The sequence below is a fragment of the Pseudoalteromonas shioyasakiensis genome (genome assembly GCF_022398475.1).
GTDB lineage: Bacteria > Pseudomonadota > Gammaproteobacteria > Enterobacterales > Alteromonadaceae > Pseudoalteromonas.
Genome location: NZ_JAKEVM010000066.1, coordinates 1 through 22,815, shown reverse-complemented (window position 1 = coordinate 22,815; position 22,815 = coordinate 1). Strand labels below are relative to the sequence as shown.

18 protein-coding genes are annotated in these 22,815 nt (G+C 42.2%); 12 read left to right on the top strand and 6 right to left on the bottom strand.

Translation table 11 applies throughout. The features are described 5' to 3' along the window. Positions 1-343: 343 nt before the first annotated feature. The 7 genes from ilvG to can all read left to right on the top strand — a co-directional run bounded on the left by ilvG (position 344) and on the right by can (position 8,793). Positions 344-1,993: an acetolactate synthase 2 catalytic subunit gene (ilvG, locus tag L1D51_RS12470; protein ID WP_058585968.1), complete on the top strand. Its 1,650-nt coding sequence runs from the start codon at positions 344-346 to the stop codon at positions 1,991-1,993. After that, the gene (gene ilvM / locus L1D51_RS12465; RefSeq protein ID WP_054554110.1) at positions 1,990-2,235 is read left to right on the top strand and encodes an acetolactate synthase 2 small subunit; all 246 of its coding nucleotides are present in this window, start codon (positions 1,990-1,992) and stop codon (positions 2,233-2,235) included. Before ilvG ends, ilvM begins: the two co-directional genes overlap by 4 nt. Positions 2,236-2,338: 103 nt before the next feature. Beyond that, positions 2,339-4,195, top strand: a complete 1,857-nt coding sequence (gene ilvD, locus L1D51_RS12460; RefSeq protein WP_054561167.1) for a dihydroxy-acid dehydratase — start codon at positions 2,339-2,341, stop codon at positions 4,193-4,195. A 2-nt stretch (positions 4,196-4,197) separates the two neighbouring features. Continuing rightward, positions 4,198-5,748 (top strand): threonine ammonia-lyase, biosynthetic, encoded by a 1,551-nt coding sequence (gene ilvA, locus L1D51_RS12455; RefSeq protein WP_054561166.1) that lies wholly within the window; start codon positions 4,198-4,200, stop codon positions 5,746-5,748. 140 nt (positions 5,749-5,888) lie between these two features. Then, positions 5,889-6,884, top strand: coding sequence for an ABC transporter substrate-binding protein (locus L1D51_RS12450; protein WP_239963794.1), 996 nt, complete (start codon positions 5,889-5,891; stop codon positions 6,882-6,884). A 49-nt stretch (positions 6,885-6,933) separates the two neighbouring features. Then, positions 6,934-8,112 (top strand): methyltransferase, encoded by a 1,179-nt coding sequence (locus L1D51_RS12445; RefSeq protein ID WP_239963793.1) that lies wholly within the window; start codon positions 6,934-6,936, stop codon positions 8,110-8,112. Positions 8,113-8,130: 18 nt separating this feature from the next. Further along, positions 8,131-8,793: a carbonate dehydratase gene (gene can / locus L1D51_RS12440; RefSeq protein WP_054561164.1), complete on the top strand. Its 663-nt coding sequence runs from the start codon at positions 8,131-8,133 to the stop codon at positions 8,791-8,793. A 52-nt stretch (positions 8,794-8,845) separates the two neighbouring features. On the opposite strand, the gene ubiK is transcribed toward can, so the two are convergent. After that, on the bottom strand, positions 8,846-9,109 hold the full coding sequence (gene ubiK, locus L1D51_RS12435; protein WP_054561163.1) for a ubiquinone biosynthesis accessory factor UbiK: 264 nt from the start codon (positions 9,107-9,109) through the stop codon (positions 8,846-8,848). A gap of 111 nt (positions 9,110-9,220) precedes the next feature. Here ubiK and rep point away from each other — a divergent pair, with 111 nt between their 5' ends. Beyond that, complete coding sequence (gene rep, locus L1D51_RS12430) at positions 9,221-11,233, top strand: DNA helicase Rep (protein WP_054561162.1); 2,013 nt, start codon at positions 9,221-9,223, stop codon at positions 11,231-11,233. Here rep and L1D51_RS12425 read toward each other — a convergent pair. The 3 genes from L1D51_RS12425 to elbB form a co-directional block, all read right to left on the bottom strand. Next, on the bottom strand, positions 11,223-13,787 hold the full coding sequence (locus tag L1D51_RS12425) for a bifunctional diguanylate cyclase/phosphodiesterase (RefSeq protein WP_054561161.1): 2,565 nt from the start codon (positions 13,785-13,787) through the stop codon (positions 11,223-11,225). The genes rep and L1D51_RS12425 overlap by 11 nt on opposite strands. 200 nt (positions 13,788-13,987) lie before the next feature. Further along, entirely contained in the window at positions 13,988-14,380 is a 393-nt protein-coding gene (locus L1D51_RS12420; RefSeq protein WP_239963792.1) for a c-type cytochrome, read from the bottom strand. 182 nt (positions 14,381-14,562) lie between these two features. Further along, positions 14,563-15,213, bottom strand: a complete 651-nt coding sequence (gene elbB / locus L1D51_RS12415) for an isoprenoid biosynthesis glyoxalase ElbB (RefSeq protein WP_239963791.1) — start codon at positions 15,211-15,213, stop codon at positions 14,563-14,565. A 511-nt stretch (positions 15,214-15,724) separates the two neighbouring features. On the opposite strand from elbB, the gene polA reads away from it, so the two are divergent. Then, entirely contained in the window at positions 15,725-18,460 is a 2,736-nt protein-coding gene (polA, locus tag L1D51_RS12410; RefSeq protein WP_239963790.1) for a DNA polymerase I, read from the top strand. 169 nt (positions 18,461-18,629) lie between these two features. Here polA and L1D51_RS12405 read toward each other — a convergent pair whose 3' ends face one another. Beyond that, on the bottom strand, positions 18,630-19,550 hold the full coding sequence (locus tag L1D51_RS12405; RefSeq protein ID WP_055021878.1) for a lipase family alpha/beta hydrolase: 921 nt from the start codon (positions 19,548-19,550) through the stop codon (positions 18,630-18,632). 423 nt (positions 19,551-19,973) lie between these two features. On the opposite strand from L1D51_RS12405, the gene L1D51_RS12400 reads away from it, so the two are divergent. Further along, on the top strand, positions 19,974-20,561 hold the full coding sequence (locus L1D51_RS12400) for a YceI family protein (protein WP_239963789.1): 588 nt from the start codon (positions 19,974-19,976) through the stop codon (positions 20,559-20,561). Beyond that, positions 20,561-21,079 carry a DUF1285 domain-containing protein gene (locus L1D51_RS12395; protein ID WP_054561155.1) on the top strand — a complete coding sequence of 173 codons (519 nt, stop codon included), beginning with the start codon at positions 20,561-20,563 and terminating at the stop codon, positions 21,077-21,079. The genes L1D51_RS12400 and L1D51_RS12395 overlap by 1 nt, the downstream gene beginning before the upstream one ends. Before the next feature lie 4 nt (positions 21,080-21,083). Here the strand turns inward: L1D51_RS12395 and yihA are convergent, their stop codons facing one another. After that, positions 21,084-21,731, bottom strand: a complete 648-nt coding sequence (gene yihA / locus L1D51_RS12390; protein ID WP_054561154.1) for a ribosome biogenesis GTP-binding protein YihA/YsxC — start codon at positions 21,729-21,731, stop codon at positions 21,084-21,086. 283 nt (positions 21,732-22,014) lie between these two features. Here yihA and L1D51_RS12385 point away from each other — a divergent pair, with 283 nt between their 5' ends. Beyond that, positions 22,015-22,647, top strand: coding sequence for a c-type cytochrome (locus tag L1D51_RS12385; protein ID WP_054561153.1), 633 nt, complete (start codon positions 22,015-22,017; stop codon positions 22,645-22,647). Positions 22,648-22,815 lie beyond the last annotated feature (168 nt).

The following is a 22,815-nucleotide window of genomic DNA, read 5'->3' as shown; positions in this document are numbered from 1 at the left end:
GTTGAATATTTATTTCTTTAATATTGCTTTTTAGCCTGTTTTTTGAATTGATTTTTATGTTGACTTACAGGCCCCAGCGCGGTACTAATAGAAAAAGACAGCGGGATGGCTAGATTTCCGCTACAAATGAACAGAATTTGGTTACAGATAAATGCTTACAAACAAACTTTCTCTAATTCTAATTAACGTCGTGGTGATTATTATTACCGCGGGGGCTAGTTAGTGCTTAGAGAAAAGTGAAGCATTTAAAAAGCCCCCCGCACTTAACAGTCCGGGGGGCTTTTTCGTTTTAAGGTTTGAGTTGCAGCAAATACACAATGTCACTGAGGAATGAGGATTTACGATGACAGGCGCAGAGTTAACAATCGATTTATTAGCCAAACATGGCGTTAAGGATGTTTTTGGATACCCAGGTGGTGCCATCATGCCTATTTACGACGCCTTGTACGGTGCGCCAGTCAAACATTATTTGACGCGTCATGAACAAGGGGCGGGTTTTGCAGCTGTAGGGTTTGCCCGCAGCACAGGCAAGTTAGGTGTGTGCTTTGCAACTTCAGGCCCTGGTGCGACTAACTTAATAACAGCCCTTGCTGATGCGATGATGGATTCAGTGCCGTTACTTGCAATCACAGGGCAAGTACCTACCGCTGCGATAGGCTCCGACGCTTTTCAGGAAGTGGATGTGTTAGGTATGTCGTTATCATGTACTAAACATAGTTACATGGTTGAAAGAGCTGAAGACTTAGCCGAAATACTACAAGAAGCCATCCACCTAGCGCAAAGCGGCCGCCCAGGCCCTGTATTAGTTGATATCCCAAAAGACATCCAAATGGCGCAAGTGCCATTCCACCCTTGGTTAGCCGCCGAAGATCATTTACCAAAATTAGACGCAAACCAAGTTGCGATAGCTAACCAAATCTTAAGTGAAGCGCAGCGCCCTGTGGCGTATATCGGTGGTGGTGTACAGGCTGCTGATGCACAAAACGAGCTTATGCAGTTTTTAGAAAAAACACATATGCCTGCGGTATCGACGTTAAAAGCGCTAGGCAGCGTATTACCTGATTATGAATATGATCTTGGCATGCTAGGTATGCATGGTGGTAAAGCGGCTAACTTAGCAGTGCAAGAGTGTGATGTTTTGGTTTGTATCGGTGCTCGTTTTGACGACCGTGTTACTGGCAATTTAAGCAAGTTTGCCGCAAAAGCAAAAGTGATACACCTTGATATCGATGCCGCAGAGGTTGGTAAGCGTAAGCCTGCAAAAGCATCATTAGTCGCAGATTTAAAAACCTCATTACCGCAACTTGATTGTTTTGTAACGCCTGATGAGTGGTTAACGCACATCGAAAGCATGATGAAAGAACATGCATGGCGTTATGACTATCCAGGCGAGAAAGTATTTGCCCCTTATTTATTAAACCAACTAAGCCAAAAAATGCCATCAACTGGCGTTGTGTGCTGTGATGTGGGTCAGCACCAAATGTGGGTGGCACAGCACATGAAGTTTAGCCACCCAAGTAATCACTTAAGTAGTGGTGGTGCGGGTACCATGGGCTTTGGTTTACCGGCCGCTATCGGCGCTCAAGTTGCTCGTCCAAATGATTTTGTGATCACAGTGTCGGGTGATGGCTCAATCATGATGAACATTCAAGAACTGGCAACAATTCGCCGTAACAATCTGCCAGTTAAAATTCTAATCCTAGATAACCAGCGCTTAGGCATGGTACGTCAATGGCAGCAGCTATTTTTTGAAGGTCGTTATTCTGAAACAAACCTTTCAGATAATCCTGATTTTGTTCAGTTAGCAGCGGTGTTTGGCATTCCAGGTCAAACGATCACTAAAGCAGATGAAGTCGATGCTGCGGTTGATGCGTTAGTAAATAGTGAAGGTCCATACATTCTGCATGCCTGTATAGATGATAAAGAAAATGTATGGCCGCTTGTACCACCCGGTGCTGCCAATGATGAAATGATGACGGAGACAGTAAAATGAAACACACCCTAACGATTGCGCTAAAAAATCAAAGTGTCGCTGTAGAGCGCTTTTTACGCGTTGCGCGTCATCGTGGCTTTGACCTAACAACCATGAATTTAGAAATGGCTGATGAAGCGTTTCACGTCACCATGACGGTAGACAGCGATAAGCCAATTTATCTACTAACATCACAATTGAATAAATTGGTTGATGTGAAACACGTCAATGTTGAAAACCAATTTCAACAACAAGCAATCTAGTAAAAATCAACAGGTAACTAGAGTAATCAGATTGATGCTTTAGTGAGAAATAAATTAGGAATGAGGAAGTCAGTGGCATGCCACTGCAACAACTGAGGTAATTATGGCTAAATTAAGAAGTGCAACAACAACAGAAGGTCGCAAACGTGCAGGGGCGCGTGCTTTATGGCGTGCAACAGGGATGACAGATAAAGACTTCGGTAAGCCAATTATCGCTGTTGTTAACTCATATACTCAGTTTGTACCGGGCCATGTTCACCTTAACCAACTTAGTGAGCTAATGGCTGAAACCATCACTGAAGCCGGTGGTGTACCAAAAGAATTTAATACTATTGCAATCGACGATGGTATCGCAATGGGTCACGGCGGCATGCTGTATTCACTACCATCGCGTGACTTAATTGCTGATTCAGTGGAATACATGGTTAATGCGCACTGTGCTGATGCTATGATCTGTATTTCTAACTGCGACAAAATCACCCCGGGGATGATGCTCGCAGCACTGCGTTTAAATATCCCGGTTATTTTCGTATCAGGTGGTCCAATGGAAGCGGGTAAAACACGCCTTGCTGATATCGACATTAAACTTGATTTAGTGGATGCCATGGTAAAAGGCGCTGATACCACAGTAAGCGATGAAGACTCTGAAAAAGTAGAGCGCTCTGCGTGTCCTACTTGTGGTTCATGTTCGGGTATGTTTACTGCCAACTCAATGAACTGCTTATTAGAAGCGATTGGTTTAGCACTGCCGGGTAACGGTACCACACTTGCTACGCATAAAGACCGTAAACAACTTTACGTTGAAGCAGGTGCGCGCATTGTTGATTTATGCCGTGAGTATTATCAAAAAGATAATGCAGCAGTATTACCACGTGCAATTGCTAATCGCACTGCCTTTATGAATGCAATGGTGGTTGATATTGCCATGGGTGGTTCATCAAATACGGTTTTACACTTATTAGCTGCAGCGCAAGAAGCGGGTGTTGATTTTGATATGTCGCACATCGATGAGCTTTCTCGTAAAACTCCTTTCCTTTGTAAGGTGGCGCCTGCAACCAATAAATATCATATTGAAGATGTGCACCGTGCTGGTGGCATGATGGCAATTATCCGTGAATTAGGTAAGGCTGGCCTTGTCGATTTAACTGTTGATCACGTGGCAGGACACACTATGGCCGAAATGGTGACTAAATGGGATGCCACCGATCCTAATAATGAAGTAGCGCAAAAATTCTATAAAGCAGGCCCTGCTGGTATCCGCACTACAAAAGCAATGAGCCAAGAGTGCCGCTGGCCAGAACTTGATAATGACCGTGAAAACGGCTGTATTCGCAGTGTTGAAAATGCCTTTCGTCAAGATGGTGGCTTAGCTGTACTTTCAGGTAACTTAGCCCTTGATGGCTGTATTGTTAAAAGTGCCGGTGTAGTTGAAGAAATGCTGCACTTTGAAGGCCCTGCGGTTGTATACGAATCACAAGATGATTCGGTAGAGGGTATTCTTAACGGCGAAGTGAAAGCGGGTGACGTTGTTGTAATTCGTTACGAAGGACCAAAAGGCGGCCCAGGCATGCAAGAAATGCTGTATCCAACGAGTTACTTAAAATCAATGGGCTTAGGTGAAAAGTGTGCGCTTATCACCGATGGTCGTTTCTCGGGTGGTACATCGGGTTTATCAATTGGTCACGTTTCACCAGAAGCAGCAAGTGGTGGTGCAATCGCCTATGTTGAAAATGGCGATAAAATAGTAATTGATATCGCAACCCGTGAAATCACCCTAGCCCTGTCTGATGAAGAACTTGAAGCACGTAAACAAAAGCAACTTGCACGTGGTAAAGATGCTTATAAACCACTTGATCGTGACCGCTATGTTTCATCTGCACTTAAAGCCTATGCGTTACTTGCAACCAGTGCAGACAAAGGAGCTGTTCGCGATTTAGCAAAACTTGAGGAGCTTAGTTAATTATGGTTTCTCAAGAGCTCGATTATTTTCGCGCTATTATCCAAGCGAACATGGAGCCCCTTGCAAAAGTCACTGAGGTCAGCGAAATGGCTGATCTTAGTGCACGGCTAGGCAACCATGTGTGGTTAAAGCGTGAAGACCAACAACCGGTTTATTCATTTAAGCTTCGTGGTGCATTTCATAAACTGAGCAAGTTGCCAAAAGGTTCTGATGTGATCACAGCCTCAGCGGGTAACCATGCACAAGGCGTTGCACTCAGTGCTTCATTTTTAGGCCATAAAGCTACGATTGTGATGCCAGTCACAACACCAGAAATTAAAGTGAATGCAGTACGTTCACTCGGTGGTGAAGTGGTATTACACGGCCATCATTTTGATGCGGCAAAAGCCCATGCTTTAGAGCTGACAGAGCAGCGTAACGGGGTGTTTGTGCCACCGTTTGATGATCCTGATGTGATTGTTGGCCAAGGTACCGTTGCCCGTGAATTAATGCAGCAATTGAATGACCTTGATGCTGTTTTTATTCCTGTTGGCGGTGGTGGTTTGCTAGCAGGCATGGCGGTGTACATTAAGTCGTTACGTCCTGATATCAAAGTCATTGGTGTTGAAGCTGATGAGAGTGCTTGCCTAAAAGCAGCGCTTGAAGCAGGCAAGCCCGTTGAGCTTGACCGTGTGGGTAGCTTTGCAGATGGTGTAGCCGTAAAAGTTATTGGCACAGAAACATTTCGTTTAGCGCAAAAGTTTTGTGATGAAGTGGTCACTGTAACGGGCGACGAAATCTGCGCCGCAATGCAAGATATCTTTGTTTCGACTCGTGCTATAGCGGAGCCTTCAGGGGCGCTATCAACAGCGGGCCTTAAAAAGTGGTGCCAACAAAATGGTGTTAAAGGCTTAAACGTAGCTGCGATTTTATCGGGTGCAAACTTAAACTTTGACCGCTTACGTTATGTTGCAGAGCGAACGGCACTTGGTGAAAAGAACGAAGCACTGCTTGCCGTGACCATAAAAGAAGAAAAGGGTAGCTTTAAGCAGTTTTGTAACTCATTAGGTGGCAGGGCTATCACCGAGTTTAATTACCGTTATGCAGGCCCTGGCGAAGCACAAATTTTTGTTGGTATTGCCTTAAGACAAGGGCAGCAAGAGCTCGATGAGTTAAAAGCAGCACTGACAGAAAATGACTACACGTTTTGCGATCTATCAGATAACGAGCTGGCTAAATTGCATATTCGTTATATGGTGGGTGGTAAAGCGCCAGCTCAACTTCATGAGCGTTTATTACGCTTTGAGTTTCCTGAATACCCAGGTGCACTGGCGCGATTCTTAGATACCCTTGGTAGTAATTGGAATATTACTTTATTCCATTACCGTAACCATGGTGGAGCTATTGGTAATGTGCTGGCGGCCTTTGCTATCGAACCGAGTGATTATGAAGTATTCAATGAGCATTTGAACCGTTTGGGATACAACGTTCAAGATGAAACAAACAACCCATGTTTCACCCAGTTCCTAACCAGCCAAGGTCAGGAGTTGAGCGCAGTGAAAGTGGCTAATTAGTTATAAAACCTGAATAAGGCTGCTAACTAGCAGCCTTGTTTTTTTCTCTATTTTTCCTATAGTTAATGCACGGTTTCAAGCAAGGATGATGCGTGCAAGGTATAAAAAGCCTATTAGGGGTAATCTGTTTAATACTAACTATGAGCGCGCAGTGCGCTGATAAAGTTAGCTTACAATTAAAATGGACTCACCAGTTTCAATTTGCAGGCTATTATATGGCAGCTGAAAAAGGCTTTTATAAGGAAGCTGGCCTTGATGTCTCTATTATTCCTGCTGATCCAAACCACCCAGATACCTTCCCTAAAGTACTAAGCGGTAAAGCCGATTTTGCCATTACTCACTCAGGCATATTACAAAAGCGTCAGCAAGGCGCTCCGGTTGTTGCCCTTGGAGCCATACTGCAGTTTTCACCTTACTGCTGGATGGTAAAAAATAACTCAGATATTTTTCAGCCAAGAGACTTTGCTGGTAAAAAGCTAAGTAAAATCGGTTCAATAGAACATGCTGAATTGCTGGTAATGTTACAGCGTGCTGGATTGAGCCTAGAAAGCTTGATGGCAGCTAGCCATGAAGGCGGTATTAAAGAGTGGCTTGCCGGTGATTTAGATGCGGTGCAAGTTTATGTCACTAATGAGCCTTACACGATGACATTACAAGGAGTCGGTCACCGACTTATTTGCCCGCAAAAGTTTGGTTTGAATGTGTATGGCGATATTTTATATACCTCTGAGCAATTTTTAGCGAAAAAGCCTGAGGTTGTTGAGCGCTTTTATCGTGCCAGCTTAAAAGGGTGGCGGTATGCCTTATTACACTTAGAAGAAAGCATAGATGTAACCAAGCAGCACTATGCCACCCATAAAAGCGTACAAGAGCTGGCCTATGAAGCCCATGTGTTAGCAAGCTACATTCAACCACCGGGCATTAATCTTGGCAATATGTCGATGGCAAAGTGGCGTTTGATTGCAGATTTATATGGCTTAGATCAGGATGAGTTTGATCAGGCCTTTGATGGCTTTATGTATGATCAACAGCAAACAGAAGGGTTTGAGCTATCTTGGATGCTGATCCTAGCCATCATTTTAAGTATTGCATGTGTGCCATTGTACATTCGTTTGATCAGTAGTAACCGACGTTAAATAAGATAAATCTGTTATACTGCTTTTTATTTCTTGTCGCTAAGTAGTTATGACACTTGCCGAGCACTTTGCTGCCTTAGATGCACTGCTATTTTCAACCCGCCAATACTGGCAATGTACCGCATTTGATTTTGATGATCTTCCTTGGCCTGAATTAGCCAACTTATTATGGGCGCTTGATGACCAACAAGTGAGTGAACTTGATGCCGATCAGCAGGCTTTATATCGTTATTTTACTGATGAAATCGAACACATTGAAAAGCTGGCTGAATTGTGTGAGTTGCCAGCGATAAGTGCTGCCCGTAATGAATTTCCGTTTTGGATAAGTAATGGCATTAAAGGCCGTAAATTTGAGCAACTACAAGACTTTGTCGCGGCGATCAGTCAGCAGCCATTAAACCAGCCCGTTCTAGAATGGTGCGCAGGTAAAGGGCATTTAGGTCGCATGTTGGCATTTAATGGTGCACCACGTGTACATAGCATTGAGCTACAACAACACTTGTGCGACCAAGGCCAACACAGTGCTAAGCAACAGCAATTGGCGATGCAGTTTTCACAAGCTGATGTATTAACCGATGACACAGATGACTTTTTTGAAAGCCAGCAGCATGCTGTTGCTTTACATGCCTGTGGTCGCCTGCATCAAACATTTATGCAGCAAGCAAGCAAAGCGAAAACCCAGCAAATCAGTTTTTCACCGTGCTGTTATCATTTATTCACAGATAACGCCTATCAAGCAATGAGCGAGCCTGCCAAGCAAAGCCAACTTGCACTTACTCATCGCGATTTAAAACTGGCGCTGCAAGAAACGGTAACAGCACCGAGCCGAGTTGATAAGGTAAGAAAAACAGAGGTTGAATGGCGTCTTGGATTTGATGCGCTACGTAAATCGCTGACCGGTGAAATGCACTATGTGAGTGTGCCATCAGTGAACAAAGCGATCTTCTCTGATTCGTTTAGCTCATTTTGTTTGTGGGCAGCTGAGAAAAAATCATTATTTTTACCAGAAGGCATTGATTATAATAAATTTTTAGAGATAGGTAAAAAGCGCAAAAGGGTTACTGAGCGAGTTGAACTCGTCCGACATGTGTTCAGAAGGGCAATTGAAGTTTGGCTCGTGCTCGATCGTGCTTTATATTTGCAACAACAAGGGTATCAAGTAACAGTTAGTACGTTTTGCGAAAAGCAGCTGACACCAAGGAATATCTTGATCCAAGCTAATTATTAAATACCGTAAAGAGGCGCAATGAGAAAGTTAAAAAATTTATTCGAGAATAATAAACGTTGGGCAGCGCGTACGAGTGAAAATGATCCTGAGTTTTTCAAAATTCTATCAATGCAGCAAAATCCAGAGTACCTGTGGATCGGTTGTTCTGACTCGCGTGTACCTGCAAACGAAATCGTAGACTTATTACCGGGTGAGCTATTTGTTCACCGTAACGTGGCAAATGTTGTTGTGCATACCGACCATAACTGTCTTTCGGTAATGCAATACGCTGTTGAAGTACTGAAAGTGAAGCACATCATGGTCGTTGGTCACTATGGCTGTGGTGGTGTTCAAGCAGTATTAAACGAAGCGCGTTTTGGCTTAATTGATAACTGGTTACGACACGTAGGTGATGTAAAAGAAAAACACATCGAACAACTCAATGCATTACCTGAGCAAGAGCGTTTAAATAGCTTAATCGAACTAAACGTTATCGAACAAGTACGTAACGTGTGCCGAACTAACATTGTGCAAGATGCTTGGGCGAAAGGCCAAGAGTTAACAATTCATGGTTGGGTGTATGGCTTAGCAAATGGTCACCTTAATGACTTAGAGTCGGTTGTGACCTGTGCTGAAGAAGCCAGTGATACCTACGGTATTGCCGTTAAGCGCGTATTTGAACGCGTGGCAGAAAAAAGCTAAAACTCAAAACTAGCTAGTTAGAAAAAAGGAGAGCTAATTCGCTCTCCTTTTTTTATTGTTCGTCTTGTTTGCTAGCAAGTTGCTGCTCGAGCAATGCAACCTTCTCTTCAAGCTCAGTGAGTTTTTCACGAGTACGAATAAGTACTTGGCTTTGAATATCAAACTCATCACGGCTTACAAAGTCCATCTCAGCAAGTTTGTTTTGAATAGCTTGCTTTGTTTTGCCTTCAACTGTTTCGGCAAGGTTTTTCACGCCTTGAGGCATGTTGTCAGTAATTTGCTTAGCGATTTCTTCAAGTTTTGCTGGGTTGATCATCTTCGTCCCTTGAGTCACGTAAAAAAACAATCTTACCTTATTGGCTAGGCGTAGTGTAGTGATTACGGTAAAATTGCCCGTCCTGTCTTTGGATAATTTCTTTAGGGGCTTATGAAACTCAACCCAAAACAAGATGAAGCGGTAAAGTATATCAGTGGACCGTGTCTGGTATTAGCTGGTGCGGGATCTGGTAAAACGCGTGTTATTACTAATAAAATCGCTTACTTGGTGCAAAAGTGTGAGTATCAAGCGCGCAATATTGCAGCGGTAACCTTTACCAATAAAGCGGCAAAAGAAATGCGCGAGCGTGTAACGCAAACACTGGGTAAACAAGAGTCGAAAGGCTTATGGGTTTCAACGTTTCACACCCTTGGGCTTGAGATCATCAAAAAAGAGTTAACGACGTTAGGTTTTAAACCTGGTTTTTCGTTGTTTGATGATCAAGATACCAACCAGTTATTAGCAGAGCTGACCGAAGAAGAACTTAAAAAAGACAAAGATCTACTCAACCTACTAAAAATGCAAATAGGTAGCTGGAAGAACGAATTGATTCTGCCAGAGCGTGCTGTTCGCGAAGCCCGTGAGCCGCAAAAAGCCTTGTTTGCTCAGCTGTATGCGCGTTATCAAAATCAATTACGTGCTTACAACGCCCTAGATTTTGATGATCTGATCATGATCCCTACTTTATTGCTAGGCCAAAATGCCACTGCGCGTGAGCGTTGGCAACAGCGTTTTCGTTACTTGCTGGTGGATGAGTATCAAGATACTAATACCAGTCAGTATCAGTTGGTTAAGTTATTGGTGGGTGAACGAGCTCGTTTTACCGTGGTAGGCGATGACGACCAATCAATTTATTCATGGCGCGGTGCTAAGCCTCAAAACCTTGTGCTATTGAGTAAAGATTTTCCGGGCTTACGTTTAATTAAGCTTGAACAAAACTACCGAAGCGCAGGGCGAATTCTAAAAGCGGCGAATATTTTGATTGCTAATAACCCTCACGAGTTTGATAAAAAGCTATTCAGTGAGCTTGGCTATGGTGAGCCTATCAAAGTGATTGGTTGTCGTGATGAAGAGCATGAATCAGAGCGAGTGGTGGCAGAGATCATTTCTCATAAATTCATGAAACGCACTAGCTACAAAGATTACGCAATTTTATATCGTGGTAATCACCAAGCACGCGTGTTTGAAAAAGCACTTATGAGCAACCGCATTCCCTATAAAATCAGCGGCGGCATGTCATTTTTCTCGCGTTCAGAGATCAAAGATATCATGGCGTATTTACGCCTATTGGTGAACCAAGATGATGACAATGCTTTTTTACGTATTGTAAATACGCCACGCCGTGAGATTGGTACGGTCACACTTGAAAAGCTCGGCACCCTTGCTAATGAAAAGCATATCAGCTTATTTGCTGCTTGTTTTGAGCCTGAGCTTGCGCACCGCTTAAAAGGCCGTGGTTTTAATGCCTTAGCTGGCTTTGCCCGTTGGGTGGTTGAGCTTTCTGATAATGCGGTTCGAGGCGATACTCTTGAAGCTGTGAAAGAGTTAGTTAGGCAAATTAACTACGAAGCATACCTTTATGAGTCATCACCGAGTGCAAAAGCCGCTGAAATGCGTATGAAAAACGTTTCAGAGCTTTATCGTTGGATCACCGACATGCTAACAGGGGACGCAGACAACCCACCGCTGAACCTTGCTGAAGTGGTTAGTAAACTGACCCTGCGCGATATGCTTGAGCGTAACGAAGAAGAAGACGAATCTGACGCGGTACAATTACTGACACTGCATGCTTCAAAAGGTTTGGAGTATCCGTATGTGTTCATGGTTGGTATGGAAGAGGGTTTGTTACCGCACCAAGTAAGTATCGATGAAGATAACGTTGAAGAAGAGCGTCGTCTTGCTTATGTAGGTATCACACGTGCTCAGCAAGAACTGGTAATGACTTATGCTAAGTTACGTCGTCAATTTGGTGAAACGTCAGATACTGAGCTCAGTCGCTTTGTACAGGAGTTACCACAAGATGATTTAGCCTTCGAAGCGAAAAAGCCACCGTCTTCGCAGGCTGAGCGCATGGAAAAAGGCCAAGCTCGTGTAGCTAATCTAAGAGCAATGCTTAAGAAGTAATAAATTGTGCGCTCGGTGCTTCGTGTTCGAAGGGCGCCAGCGCATGTTGCTTACCAATAAACAATGACAATCCGTGCTTATCGAGTAAGGTGCGGTAGTTAAAAATTGACGGGCCTTTCGCGATTACTTGGATATTTTGCAGCTTAGTAATCGCCAGCACACCTTGCAGTTGTAGGTGATAGTTTTCTTGCTGTAGTACACGCTTACTGAATGTTGAACTTAATAACAAGTAATCGAATTGGAACTCTGTTAGTAAGTTTAACTCACAGCGATCTTTAGCAAATTCATTTAAACCAATCGAAAATCCTTGTGCGACCAAGTTTTTTAAATTTTCAATTTGTACTGCTGATGCATAACGAATTTCTTGTTCATTGAATAATAAACACATTCTATTTGCATCGTGGGCTTTTAATAGCTTACACAGTGCTTGAAAATTAATACGTTCAAGAACTAAACCAGAGCAAGGGAACAGTACTTTTTCTAGATTACTGTCACTTACTAAGCTGAAGGCTTGTTTTAATAAATTAAGTTCAACCTCAAAGTGCTGTACTCTATCGGTCGCAAATTTCTTAAGTACTTCAAAGCTGGTGCTACCAAGTACTGGGTGTTCACCAAATGCTTCGAGTAAAGACTCTGCGCGAGATTGTTCATCCAAGGTAATGATTTCGGCACTTCTAAAGTGCATAGGCAAATCATCTAAGTGATGCATATTGTCAGCATCATGCTGTACATTGCTGGCATTAAGCAGCGGATGGAAACATTCAAAGCGATTACGGCCTGCATTTTTCGCGTAATACATGGCTGCATCCGCATCACGTATAATTTCATCGGTGTGCTTGTAGCTTGGTTTTGAGTAGGTAATACCAATACTGGCACCACTTTGAATGCACTGACCCTTCATACAGAAAGGTTTTCTCATAATTTCGATAATACGTTTGGCAACATCTTGGGCTTGCTGTTGCTCTGTTAAGTGAGTGAGCAATATCACAAACTCATCACCACCTAAACGTGCAAGCAAATCGTGCTCACGTATACAATGCGAGAAAGACTCGGCAACACCAATTAAAAATTGATCGCCTGCTTGGTGACCAAGGTGATCGTTGATGTCTTTAAATTTATCAAGGTCAATAAATAGCACTGCAAACTGCTGCTCTGGGTAGCGCTGGTAATGCTGCAATGTTTTTTCAAGTTGAGTTAAGAATAAACTGCGATTCGGTAAGCTCGTCAGTGAGTCATGGTGTGCATCGTGATACAGCTGTTGCTCTATTTTTTTACGCTCTTCAATTTGCATTTGCAGGTGCATATTGGCTTGGCGAAGTTCTTTGGTTTTTTCAGTGACCCGGTGCTCAAGCTTTTGGTGACTAAGCTTTAACTCTTGGTTTGCTAGGTGAGTTTGAATAACATTAGCAATTTGATGCGATACAAAGGTGATTAGCTCACAATCATCCTGACTAAATTCATGTTTATTGTTATAAGCTTGGCAAACAATGAGACCTATAACGCCTTGCGAGGTTTTCAGCGGAGCACCTAACCAACTCGTCGCGGTGCGCTCTGGTGGTACATTAACCGGTCTTTCTATAACGCCCAGCTTGATAAGCTCTTTTGCTCTTTCACTATCTATGACTTGGCATTTTTCAGTGCTGAGCACCAGTTCACTGTAGCCTTTAGCAAATGGCCTTGGTTTACCATTGTCGTTAAACTCATCGACGCAGTAAGGAAAACTCAACCAATGTGATTGTTGGTCGTACAATGCGATGTATAAGTTATCTGCATAGGTAATATTTTTTATAATGTTATGTACATGCAGATATACATCGTCGAGGTTTTTACTTTGTGTTGCCAGCTCTGATATTTTAAATAAGATCTGTTGACGTTCGAGGGCACTTTTACGTTGTTGAATTTCGTCGTTAAGTGCTTGGTTACTTTGTGTCAGTGCACGGGTGCGAATTTTTACTTCAGATTCGAGCAGTTCACGTTTTTTTACTCGTTCAATTGCTGTCGCTAAATATAATGACATAGCCTCTAGCAACTCAATTTGCTGCTCAGAATAGCCTTGTTTATTGTCATAGCTTTGCGCCACCATGACGCCAATAATGACTTTATCGCGATAGACGGGCACTCCAACCCAATGCTCAGCTGGCGTACCAAAGCACTTAAGTAAGCCTTGTTCAACCGCTTGCTCTGTTTGTTGTTTGGTAAAGTAACAGGTTTTACCTTGTTTAAATACGTAACCCGTGAGGCCTTCTTTAAAGTACTGCTCATATTTTAACGGTACTGAAAGACCATCTTTTTCATCGGCGAAATAAGATAGCTCAAGGTTATCGTAAACCGGGTTATGCAACACAACGAAGAAGTTTTTACTTGGGATATAGTCTTGCAGAATGTTGTGGATAGCAGGGTAGAGCAGAGTTAATTCGGCAACAGTACTTGCTTGCTCTGATAATTGTAAAAGAGCATGTTGCAAGTGATGTGATTGCTTATACTTTTGTAAAAGCGATTTTAAGCGAGCATTTTTTCGCTCTAGCTTATCAATGTGTGTTGCTGAATCTTCCAATGATTTAGAACCAGATCTTATTGTTGTTTAAATTTCGTCCTTTATAGTTCCACTTTTTTATTAGATCGTCAAGTAACAGGTGTTAACAAAATAGTAATTTATGATGGGGCGTATTTGGCTACAGCATTAGTCTAGCGGCTAAAAGCAGGCACAAAAAAGGGCTTAATAAAATTAAGCCCTTAGTATTAGTTTTTGAACTGTTACTTGCTAGTCATGAAATCGATAGCAGCGCTGATCTCTTCATCAGAACAGTCCATACACGTACCTTTAGGAGGCATCGCGTTGAAACCGTTAAGCGCGTGATCTAAAAGTGTATCTTTACCTTTAGCGATACGAGGAGCCCAATCATCAGCTGATTTAGGTGCACCTAGTGCGCCAGTACCATGACAAGCAAAACATGCTGCTTGGTAAACTTGTTCACCAGAACGAGGACCTGTAGGTTCAGCAGCGACCGCAGCTTTATCACCTTCTAGATATACAGAACCAATTGGCGCTAGACGCTTTTTAATTGCATCTTCAGTCAAAGAGTTGTCATACGCTTGTGCATATGCCGTTGTTGCTAGCAGTAATAATGCAGCTGATAGTTTTTTCATTTTGCCTTGCTCACTTCGATTTGAACGTGATCAATCACGATATCTGACGGAAATTAGAACGATTATAACGCTAAGCCACAATTTATAAAATGATCTAAAAGGCTTTTTCTTGAGAAAAACCGTCATTTTTTTGCGTTAGCGCAAGAAAAGCCAGCATTCAATACTGGCTCTTAGCTTGATGTTTAAGCAAGCTCTAATACTTTGTTAACCAATTTTTTGATACCTGAATCAGCATCTAAAATGCTTTGGGCCAACATATAGGCTGGGGTTGTGACCACTTTATGCTGAGGATCAACAACAATATCATTCACAGCACAGCTTTGGTGCGCTCCACCAAGTTGCTCGATAGCGGCAGCGGTGTCTGCATCATTACCAATGGTTGTTTTTACACCTTTACCATAAATAAGCGGCAGCATGGCAGGAGCAATACACATATAACCAGCTGCTTTGTTGGCATCGACAAAGGCCTTCGCAGTTGTCAGTACATCACCTTGAACTTGGGCATCTGCGCCTTTAACGGCAAAATCTGATAGGTTTTTCGCGGCCCCAAAGCCACCTGGTACAATCAAGGCATCGAATTCATCTACATTTAGCTCAGTCAGCGCTTTAATTTCACCACGGGCAATACGCGCAGCTTCAACTAACACATTACGGTTAGGAGTCATTTCTTCACCGGTTAGGTGATTAATGGTGTGCATTTGGTCGATATCGGGTGCGAAACATTGATAGCTCGCGCCTGCTTTTGCGATATGTAATAAGGTTAATACGGCTTCATTGATTTCTGCGCCGTCGTAAACACCGCAACCAGCTAAAATTACAGCAACTTTTTTCATTTTTGAACTCTCCTTAATGCGACTAGCTTTAGTTTAACAAGGATACGAGTATGGCGACAAAATAAAAAATTTTCGTCGCTTGATAACTCGCAAAGCGTGATGAATAGCTGTTTATGCCTTTTTATAAATTACTAACGAAAAAAAAAGTATAAAGGATCGCTATGATCTTTGATCCATTATGCTAGAATACTCCTCCGGTTATGAAAAGGGATGTTAATTCGGTATCGAATAAGCAAAAGGTTATCGCTACTAAAACCGTTTTCCACATCGGACAAAAATAATAAAAAAAGAACGCCGTAATATCTTTTTTAAATCAAAACATGAACTTATAAAATTTTCCTAAATGTTTTTTCATTTCGGGAGAATAGGCTCTGTCTGTTATCTACAAAGTTATCCACAGCTTGCTCTGTCATAAACCTTTATTGGTTAATAATTCACAGTCGTTTTCTTCATGGCCTTATGGCATGCTTACAAACAATTTAATGTTATTCAATTAGGATCCAATTTCACCATGGCTCAGATCCCTGAAAATCCACTTATTCTTGTAGATGGTTCTTCTTATTTATTCCGTGCATACCATTCGCCACCGCACCTTACTAACTCAAAAGGTGAAGCGACAGGCGCAATCTATGGCGTAGTTAATATGCTTAAGAGTTTGATCAAGCAATATGATCCGTCGCACATGGTGGTGGTATTTGATGCCAAGGGTAAAACCTTCAGAAATGACATGTACAGTGAATACAAAGCGAATCGTCCGCCAATGCCGGATGACTTACGAACACAGATCGCACCACTGCATAACATTATTAAAGCAATGGGTTTCCCACTGATTAGTATTGAAGGTGTTGAGGCTGACGATGTTATTGGTACCTTTGCGCGTATAGCGTCAGAGCAGCAGCGTCATGTACTGATCTCAACTGGCGATAAAGATATGGCGCAGCTTGTTAATGAGCATGTAACGCTGATCAATACCATGACAGATAGCATTTCAGATCCAGAGACTGTGGTTGAAAAGTTTGGCGTTGGTCCTGAGTTGATCATTGATTACCTTGCTTTAATGGGTGATAAGGTCGATAACATCCCAGGTGTTGATGGCTGTGGTCCAAAAACCGCAGTGAAATGGCTACAAAAATATGGATCATTGCAAGGTGTTATTGATCATGCAGGTGAAATTAAAGGCAAGATTGGTGAAAAACTTGCTGCTGCACTTGATCATCTGCCACTTAGCTATGAATTAGCAACAATTAAGTGTGATGTTGAGGTTGAGTCAGATCTTGAAACCTTTAAGCTGCAAGAGCCTAATCGTGACGAGCTGATTGCACTTTATGGTGAGTGTGAGTTCCGCCGTTGGTTAGCTGAGCTACTTGATAATCCTAAAGACGCTGACACGCATTTAGATGTGCCAACTGAAACTAACGAACTACCAAAAGTTGCTGATGCACACTACGAAACTATTTTAACTGAAGAGCAGCTAGATACCTTAGTGGCGCAGTTAAATGACGCTGAATTATTTGCTTTTGATACTGAAACAACCAGCCTTGATTATATGCAAGCGCAATTGGTTGGTATGAGCTTTGCTGTTAAGGCGGGTGAAGCGGCTTATCTTCCGGTTGCTCACGATTACCCAGATGCGCCAGAGCAATTAAGCTTAGAAACCGTAATGGCAAAAATTGGCCCAATCTTAGCTGACGAAAACAAAGCGAAAGTGGGGCAAAATCTTAAGTACGATAAAAGCGTGTTAGCGAATGCGGGCTTTGAGTTAAAGGGTATTAAATACGACACTATGTTGGAGTCGTATGTATTTAATAGTGTAGGTAGCCGCCATGATATGGACTCACTGGCACTGAAATACCTAGGTCATAAGAATATCAGCTTTGAAGATATTGCCGGTAAAGGTAAAAAGCAGTTAACGTTTAACCAAATTGAGCTAGAAAAAGCGGCGCCTTATGCTGCTGAAGATGCCGATATAACGCTACGTCTTCACCAAGTGTTATGGCCAAAAATTGATGCCGATAGCCAGTTGAAGTCAGTATTCGAAGATATTGAGTTACCACTTGTCACAGTGCTTTCTGATATTGAGCGTACTGGTGTTGCAATTGATAGCAACATGCTGGCAGCTCACAGCCAACGTTTAGGTGAACGCCTGTTAGAGCTTGAGCAAGAAGCTTATGATATTGCAGGTGAAAAATTTAACTTAGGCTCACCTAAACAATTGCAAGCTATTTTGTTTGAAAAACTTGAGCTGCCTGTTATCAAGAAAACACCTAAGGGTGCACCTTCGACAGCAGAAGAAGTATTGCAAGAACTTGCTCATGATTATCCATTACCAAAAGTGATTATTGAGCACCGTGGTTTATCTAAACTTAAATCAACCTACACAGATAAACTTCCGCTAATGGTTGATGAGCGCACTAAGCGAGTGCATACCTCTTATCATCAAGCTGTAACAGCAACAGGGCGTTTAAGCTCAACGGATCCTAACTTACAGAATATTCCAATTCGTTCAGAAGAAGGCCGTCGAATTCGTGAAGCCTTTATTGCTGCACCTGGCCATAAAATTGTGGCTGCCGATTACAGCCAAATTGAATTACGTATCATGGCGCATTTATCACAAGATAAAGGCCTACTAACTGCGTTTGCGAATGGTTTAGATGTACATAGTGCTACGGCGGCAGAAGTCTTCGGGGTTAGCCTTGAAGAAGTTACCAGCGATATGCGTCGTAAAGCGAAAGCGGTTAACTTCGGTTTAATTTATGGCATGTCGGCGTTTGGTTTATCACGTCAGTTAGATGTACCACGTCATGAAGCACAGCATTATATTGATAAATACTTCGAGCGTTTCCCAGGCGTACTTGAGTACATGGAAACAACCCGTGAAAAAGCAGCTGATAAAGGGTATGTAGAAACGATTTTTGGTCGCCGCTTACACTTACCGGAAATCAACGCTCGTAACGGCGCTCGTCGCAAAGCCGCTGAACGTGCTGCGATCAACGCACCAATGCAAGGTACTGCTGCTGATATCATCAAAAAAGCGATGCTAAAAGTTCATCAGTGGGTGAACGCGCAAGCTGAAGGTTCAGTGAAGCTGCTAATGCAAGTGCACGATGAATTAGTGTTCGAAATTAAAGAAGAGTCTGTGGACGACTATAAAGCTGAAATTTGTAAGCTAATGTCAGAAGCCGCGACTCTTGATGTGCCTCTGATTGTTGAAGCCGACAGCGGTGACAACTGGCAACAGGCTCACTAATAGTCGCAAAAAATGAAAGCTGTCAGCTATTAGGTTAAAAGTTAGCGAGTTACTAGGGGAAAGAGTAAAATTAGCGAGTTGCTTGACGCGTTAGCTAAGTCATTTAGGCTTGCTAACTTGCTAACTTGCTAACTTGCTAACTTGCTAACTTGCTAACTTGCTAACTTGTTTATAACCCCAACTCTTGCAGTCTCTTTACGTGTTGACGATAAAGCTCAATAGGGTCAACTTCCCGAAAATTGTGTAAACCAATAAACTGATTAATTTCATCTAAGTGGTTCATTTCATAATCATCTTTGATGACATGTCCTAAATGGCTGCTACAGCGCGATACTAGGCCGTCATCTTTGCCTAAAATAAGTAACGAACCAAGCAGCATGGGCAAGTCGGTTAGATCCAGTATATTGGTGAGTGCCGCTGTACCACTCCACGAAAAATAGTACACCCCATTTTCGGCAACTAGCTGACCTTGCTCGCATTCATTTAACGGTAATCCTTCCGGGTATTTTTGATTAAATGCATGAGCACCCTGTGTACTTAAACTATTTAATGCACCCAGTGTGTTTTGTGGTAAATCACTGTTACCTGATAGTAGTGAAATAACACCACCAAATGCATCAAATACTAATTGAGCAGCATGTTCAGCTTGAGAATTTGCAGGTAGTTTTTGACTAATTAGATCAATAATGCCACTGCCATAGTTTGCACCGCCAATACTAGTCACTGAGGCAATTAAATCTGGCCTGACTGAAGCAACATAGCGCACTGTTTGCGCACCTTGGCTATGGCCAATCAAGTTTACTTTTTTTGCGCCAGTCAGTGCTAAAATTGCTTTTACGCGAGTGAGTAATTGTTCGCCCCGTACTTCAGAGCTATTAATAGCCGAGACCGCTGGCGTGAATACCAAGGTACCCTCTTGGTTGAGACTTGTAGCAACATTATAAAAATAATCGAGGCCGAGTAGGTTATCGAATCCCATTAGCCCATGAACTAAAATTACCGGATATTGTGTCGTTGTTTTTTTTGCATGGCAGTAGGGGGACATTAAAAAAAGTAAGGTAGCAAATAAAATTAAGGGGATTTTTTTCATACCTTTTACTCTTCTACTGCAATTTTTATCACTAACAAGCCTTAAAAAAGCCTTGTTTTTGCGTGTCGTTAATTCACTTTACCCTAAATTACGGCTTGCTGTAATGTTAATTTCAAGTAAACAAGAAAAGATGGTTTTAGTGTTTCGTTATATGTTTATCAATTTGTATTGTTTCTGCGGTTATGCAATTTATTTTTAATCTGGTATTTGCTAAAGTCCGCGCCGTCCTCATCCTGTAGGACATCCTGTTGATGATGCATCTGAAAGGATGCAACGTATTGATAGCTTCTCCCCAGTTTGCTATACCGGCTCACTCCTTGTTGAGTGAGTCGCTTTTTCTTTTCTTATCATACAATTCATTGCACAAATTAACGCAAGTGATACCATCAAAGTGATTCTTATTTACTTTCGAAGGAATGCGTTATGTTTAAATCTTTGGCAATTGCTGCCTTTTCATTATCGAGTATTTTAGTTGCCCCTTTAGCCAGCGCAAACTGGCAAGTTAATAATGAGCAAAGCAATGTGAGCTTTGTGTCTATCAAAAAGAATTCAGTTGCAGAAGCGCATCATTTCAAAAAGGTGTCGGGTACACTTAACGAACAAGGTCAATTTAAGTTGATGATCGACCTGACATCGGTTGAAACTCTGATCCCTATCCGTAATGAGCGCATGACTAAGTTGTTATTTGAAACAGCTAAATTCCCTAATGCAGTGTTAACTGCTGATTTAAGCAAAGCGCTGTTGACGCTAAAACCAGGTCAACATGTGCTTAAAGGTTTGAAAGCTGAATTAGACTTCCATGGCAACAAGAAAGAGCTAACGATTGATGTGCTTGCCAATATGTCACCGAAAGGCGATGTTACTGTTTCATCGTTTACGCCGGTGATTATTAATGCAAGTGATTTCAAAGTAACAGAAGGTATTAGTGAGTTACAAAAACTTGCGGGTTTACCATCAATTGCGACAGCTGTACCTGTAACATTTTCTTTGACGCTAGATAAAGAAAAGTAATGCAATCACTTGCTGACTTAGAAGCCGCTCTTCAGGCACCCGATAAACCTTTTGATCAATGGCAGCCACAAAACTGTGGGCAAGTGCCTATATTGATTGATGCGCAAGGGCGGTGGTTTTATGCCGGCAGTGAAATAAAGCGCGAGGCAATGGTTAAACTCTTTGCCTCTGTGCTTTGCAAAGAAGCAGATAATTATTTTTTAAAAACACCCGTCGAGAAAATGGCCATCACAGTCGAAGATGTGCCTTTTATTATTGTTGATTGGCGTTTCGAAGAGACAGAGCAAGGCCTTGCGCTTTGTTGTGTCGATAATTTACAGCGCGCTTGGTTGGTATCAGCAAAGCAACCACTATTACTGAGAGAATTTGAAGGTGTCAGTGTGCCTTATCTTCAATTAGCACATGGCTTGGCTGCGAGGGTATCGAGAAATGTTTATTATCAGTGGGCCGAAATAGCCTGCTCAGATGAGCAGGGCTACTATATAGAATCATTAGCCAAGCGTTATTACTTGGCCTAAGCGATTAAGCTTCTGGTTGTTCGTCAGACTCAGGTGCTTGCGCTTCAATGGGTCCTAAGAACCACTCATCGAGCTTTTTAGCAACTTCAGGTAAGCCTGTGCCTTTTAGTGAAGAGAAGGCATGTACTGTAATATCACCATCTAAACTACTTAACTCACGACGAACTTGTAAAACTTGAGCTTTACGGGCGCCTTGTTTTAGCTTGTCGGCTTTAGTTAATAGTGCCAGCACTGGAATTTCGCTGCCCACCGCCCAGTCGATTAAGTCACGGTCTAAATCTTTTAACGGGTGGCGAATATCCATCAAAACAACGATACCTTTTAAGCTTTGACGTTTTTGTAAGTATTCACCTAGCGATTTTTGCCATTTCTTCTTCATTTCGATAGGAACTTTAGCAAAACCATAGCCCGGTAAGTCGATAAGGCGTTTATCGGCATCAAGTTCAAAGGTATTGATCAGCTGAGTACGGCCGGGTGTTTTAGAAGTACGTGCTAACTTTTGATCTGTTAACGTGTTTAAAGCACTTGATTTACCAGCATTAGAGCGACCAGCAAACGCGACTTCAATCCCCGTATCAGCAGGTAAGCGTGAGATATCAGGTGCGCTGGTAACAAAGGACGCAGTATTGTATTTGATACGAGATTTGAGCACAGGCTCTCCTAGTCTTTTATAAAAAATAACAAACAGTGGCTAATTTCCACTTAAGGCACGTATTTTATACTATTAAAGCAGCATTCAAAAGCGTATTTAAGCGTGCTAAATTGGCTTTAAATTAGGAAAATTACTAGGTATAAACTTAATCTAAGTCAAATCCCTATAAATTATGAGCTTAATGTGGGCAGAAAACGTGCCAGAGAATTTATTATCGTGTAGAATATAGAAATCACAACATCCATATTGTAGATGATACAGGGTCGGAAACAGAGAATTCACCATGAAAAAAATAGCACTATCTTTAACTATATTGCTTGGTACGTTGTCAGCAAGCAACGCAACAGCATTTGATGGCGATGTAAACGCAGGTAAAGAGAAATCGGCAACGTGTGCGGCTTGTCACGGCCCAGACGGTAATGCACCGGTTAATATCTACCCTAAAATTGCAGGCCAACACGCAGATTATATCTATAAACAATTACAAGAGTTTAAATTAGGTATGACATCTGGCGGCAAAGAAGGTCGTATGGATCCAGTAATGAGTGGTATGGCTATGCCGCTTAGCGATCAAGACATGAAAGACCTAGCAGCTTACTTCTCTTCTTTAAATATGTCTGAAGGTACAACACCTAAAGATGTAGTAGAAGTAGGTCAGCAGCTTTATAAAGCCGGTGATGCAGAGCGTGGTATTCCAGCATGTGCTGCGTGTCACGGTCCTCGTGGTAACGGTACATCACTAGCTAAATTCCCGAAAGTTTCGTTCCAACATCCAGAATACATCAAGTCACAACTTGAAAAATTCCGTGATGGTACGCGTAATAACGACTTAAACGGTATGATGCAAGACATCGCTAAAAAGCTAACAGACAAAGACATCGAAGTACTTTCAAAATACTTAGGTGGCTTACACTAAAGTCTGATTGCGGGTAGAAATACTCCGCAGTAATATGTGATTAGTGTGAAAAAAGCAGCGCAAGCTGCTTTTTTTGTATTTAAACCATGTCGAAATCTCCTACGTCTTTGTGAGACATTGTCCATATCGAGCTGTAAGCTAAATCTTATTTTTATTTCAATTTTATAC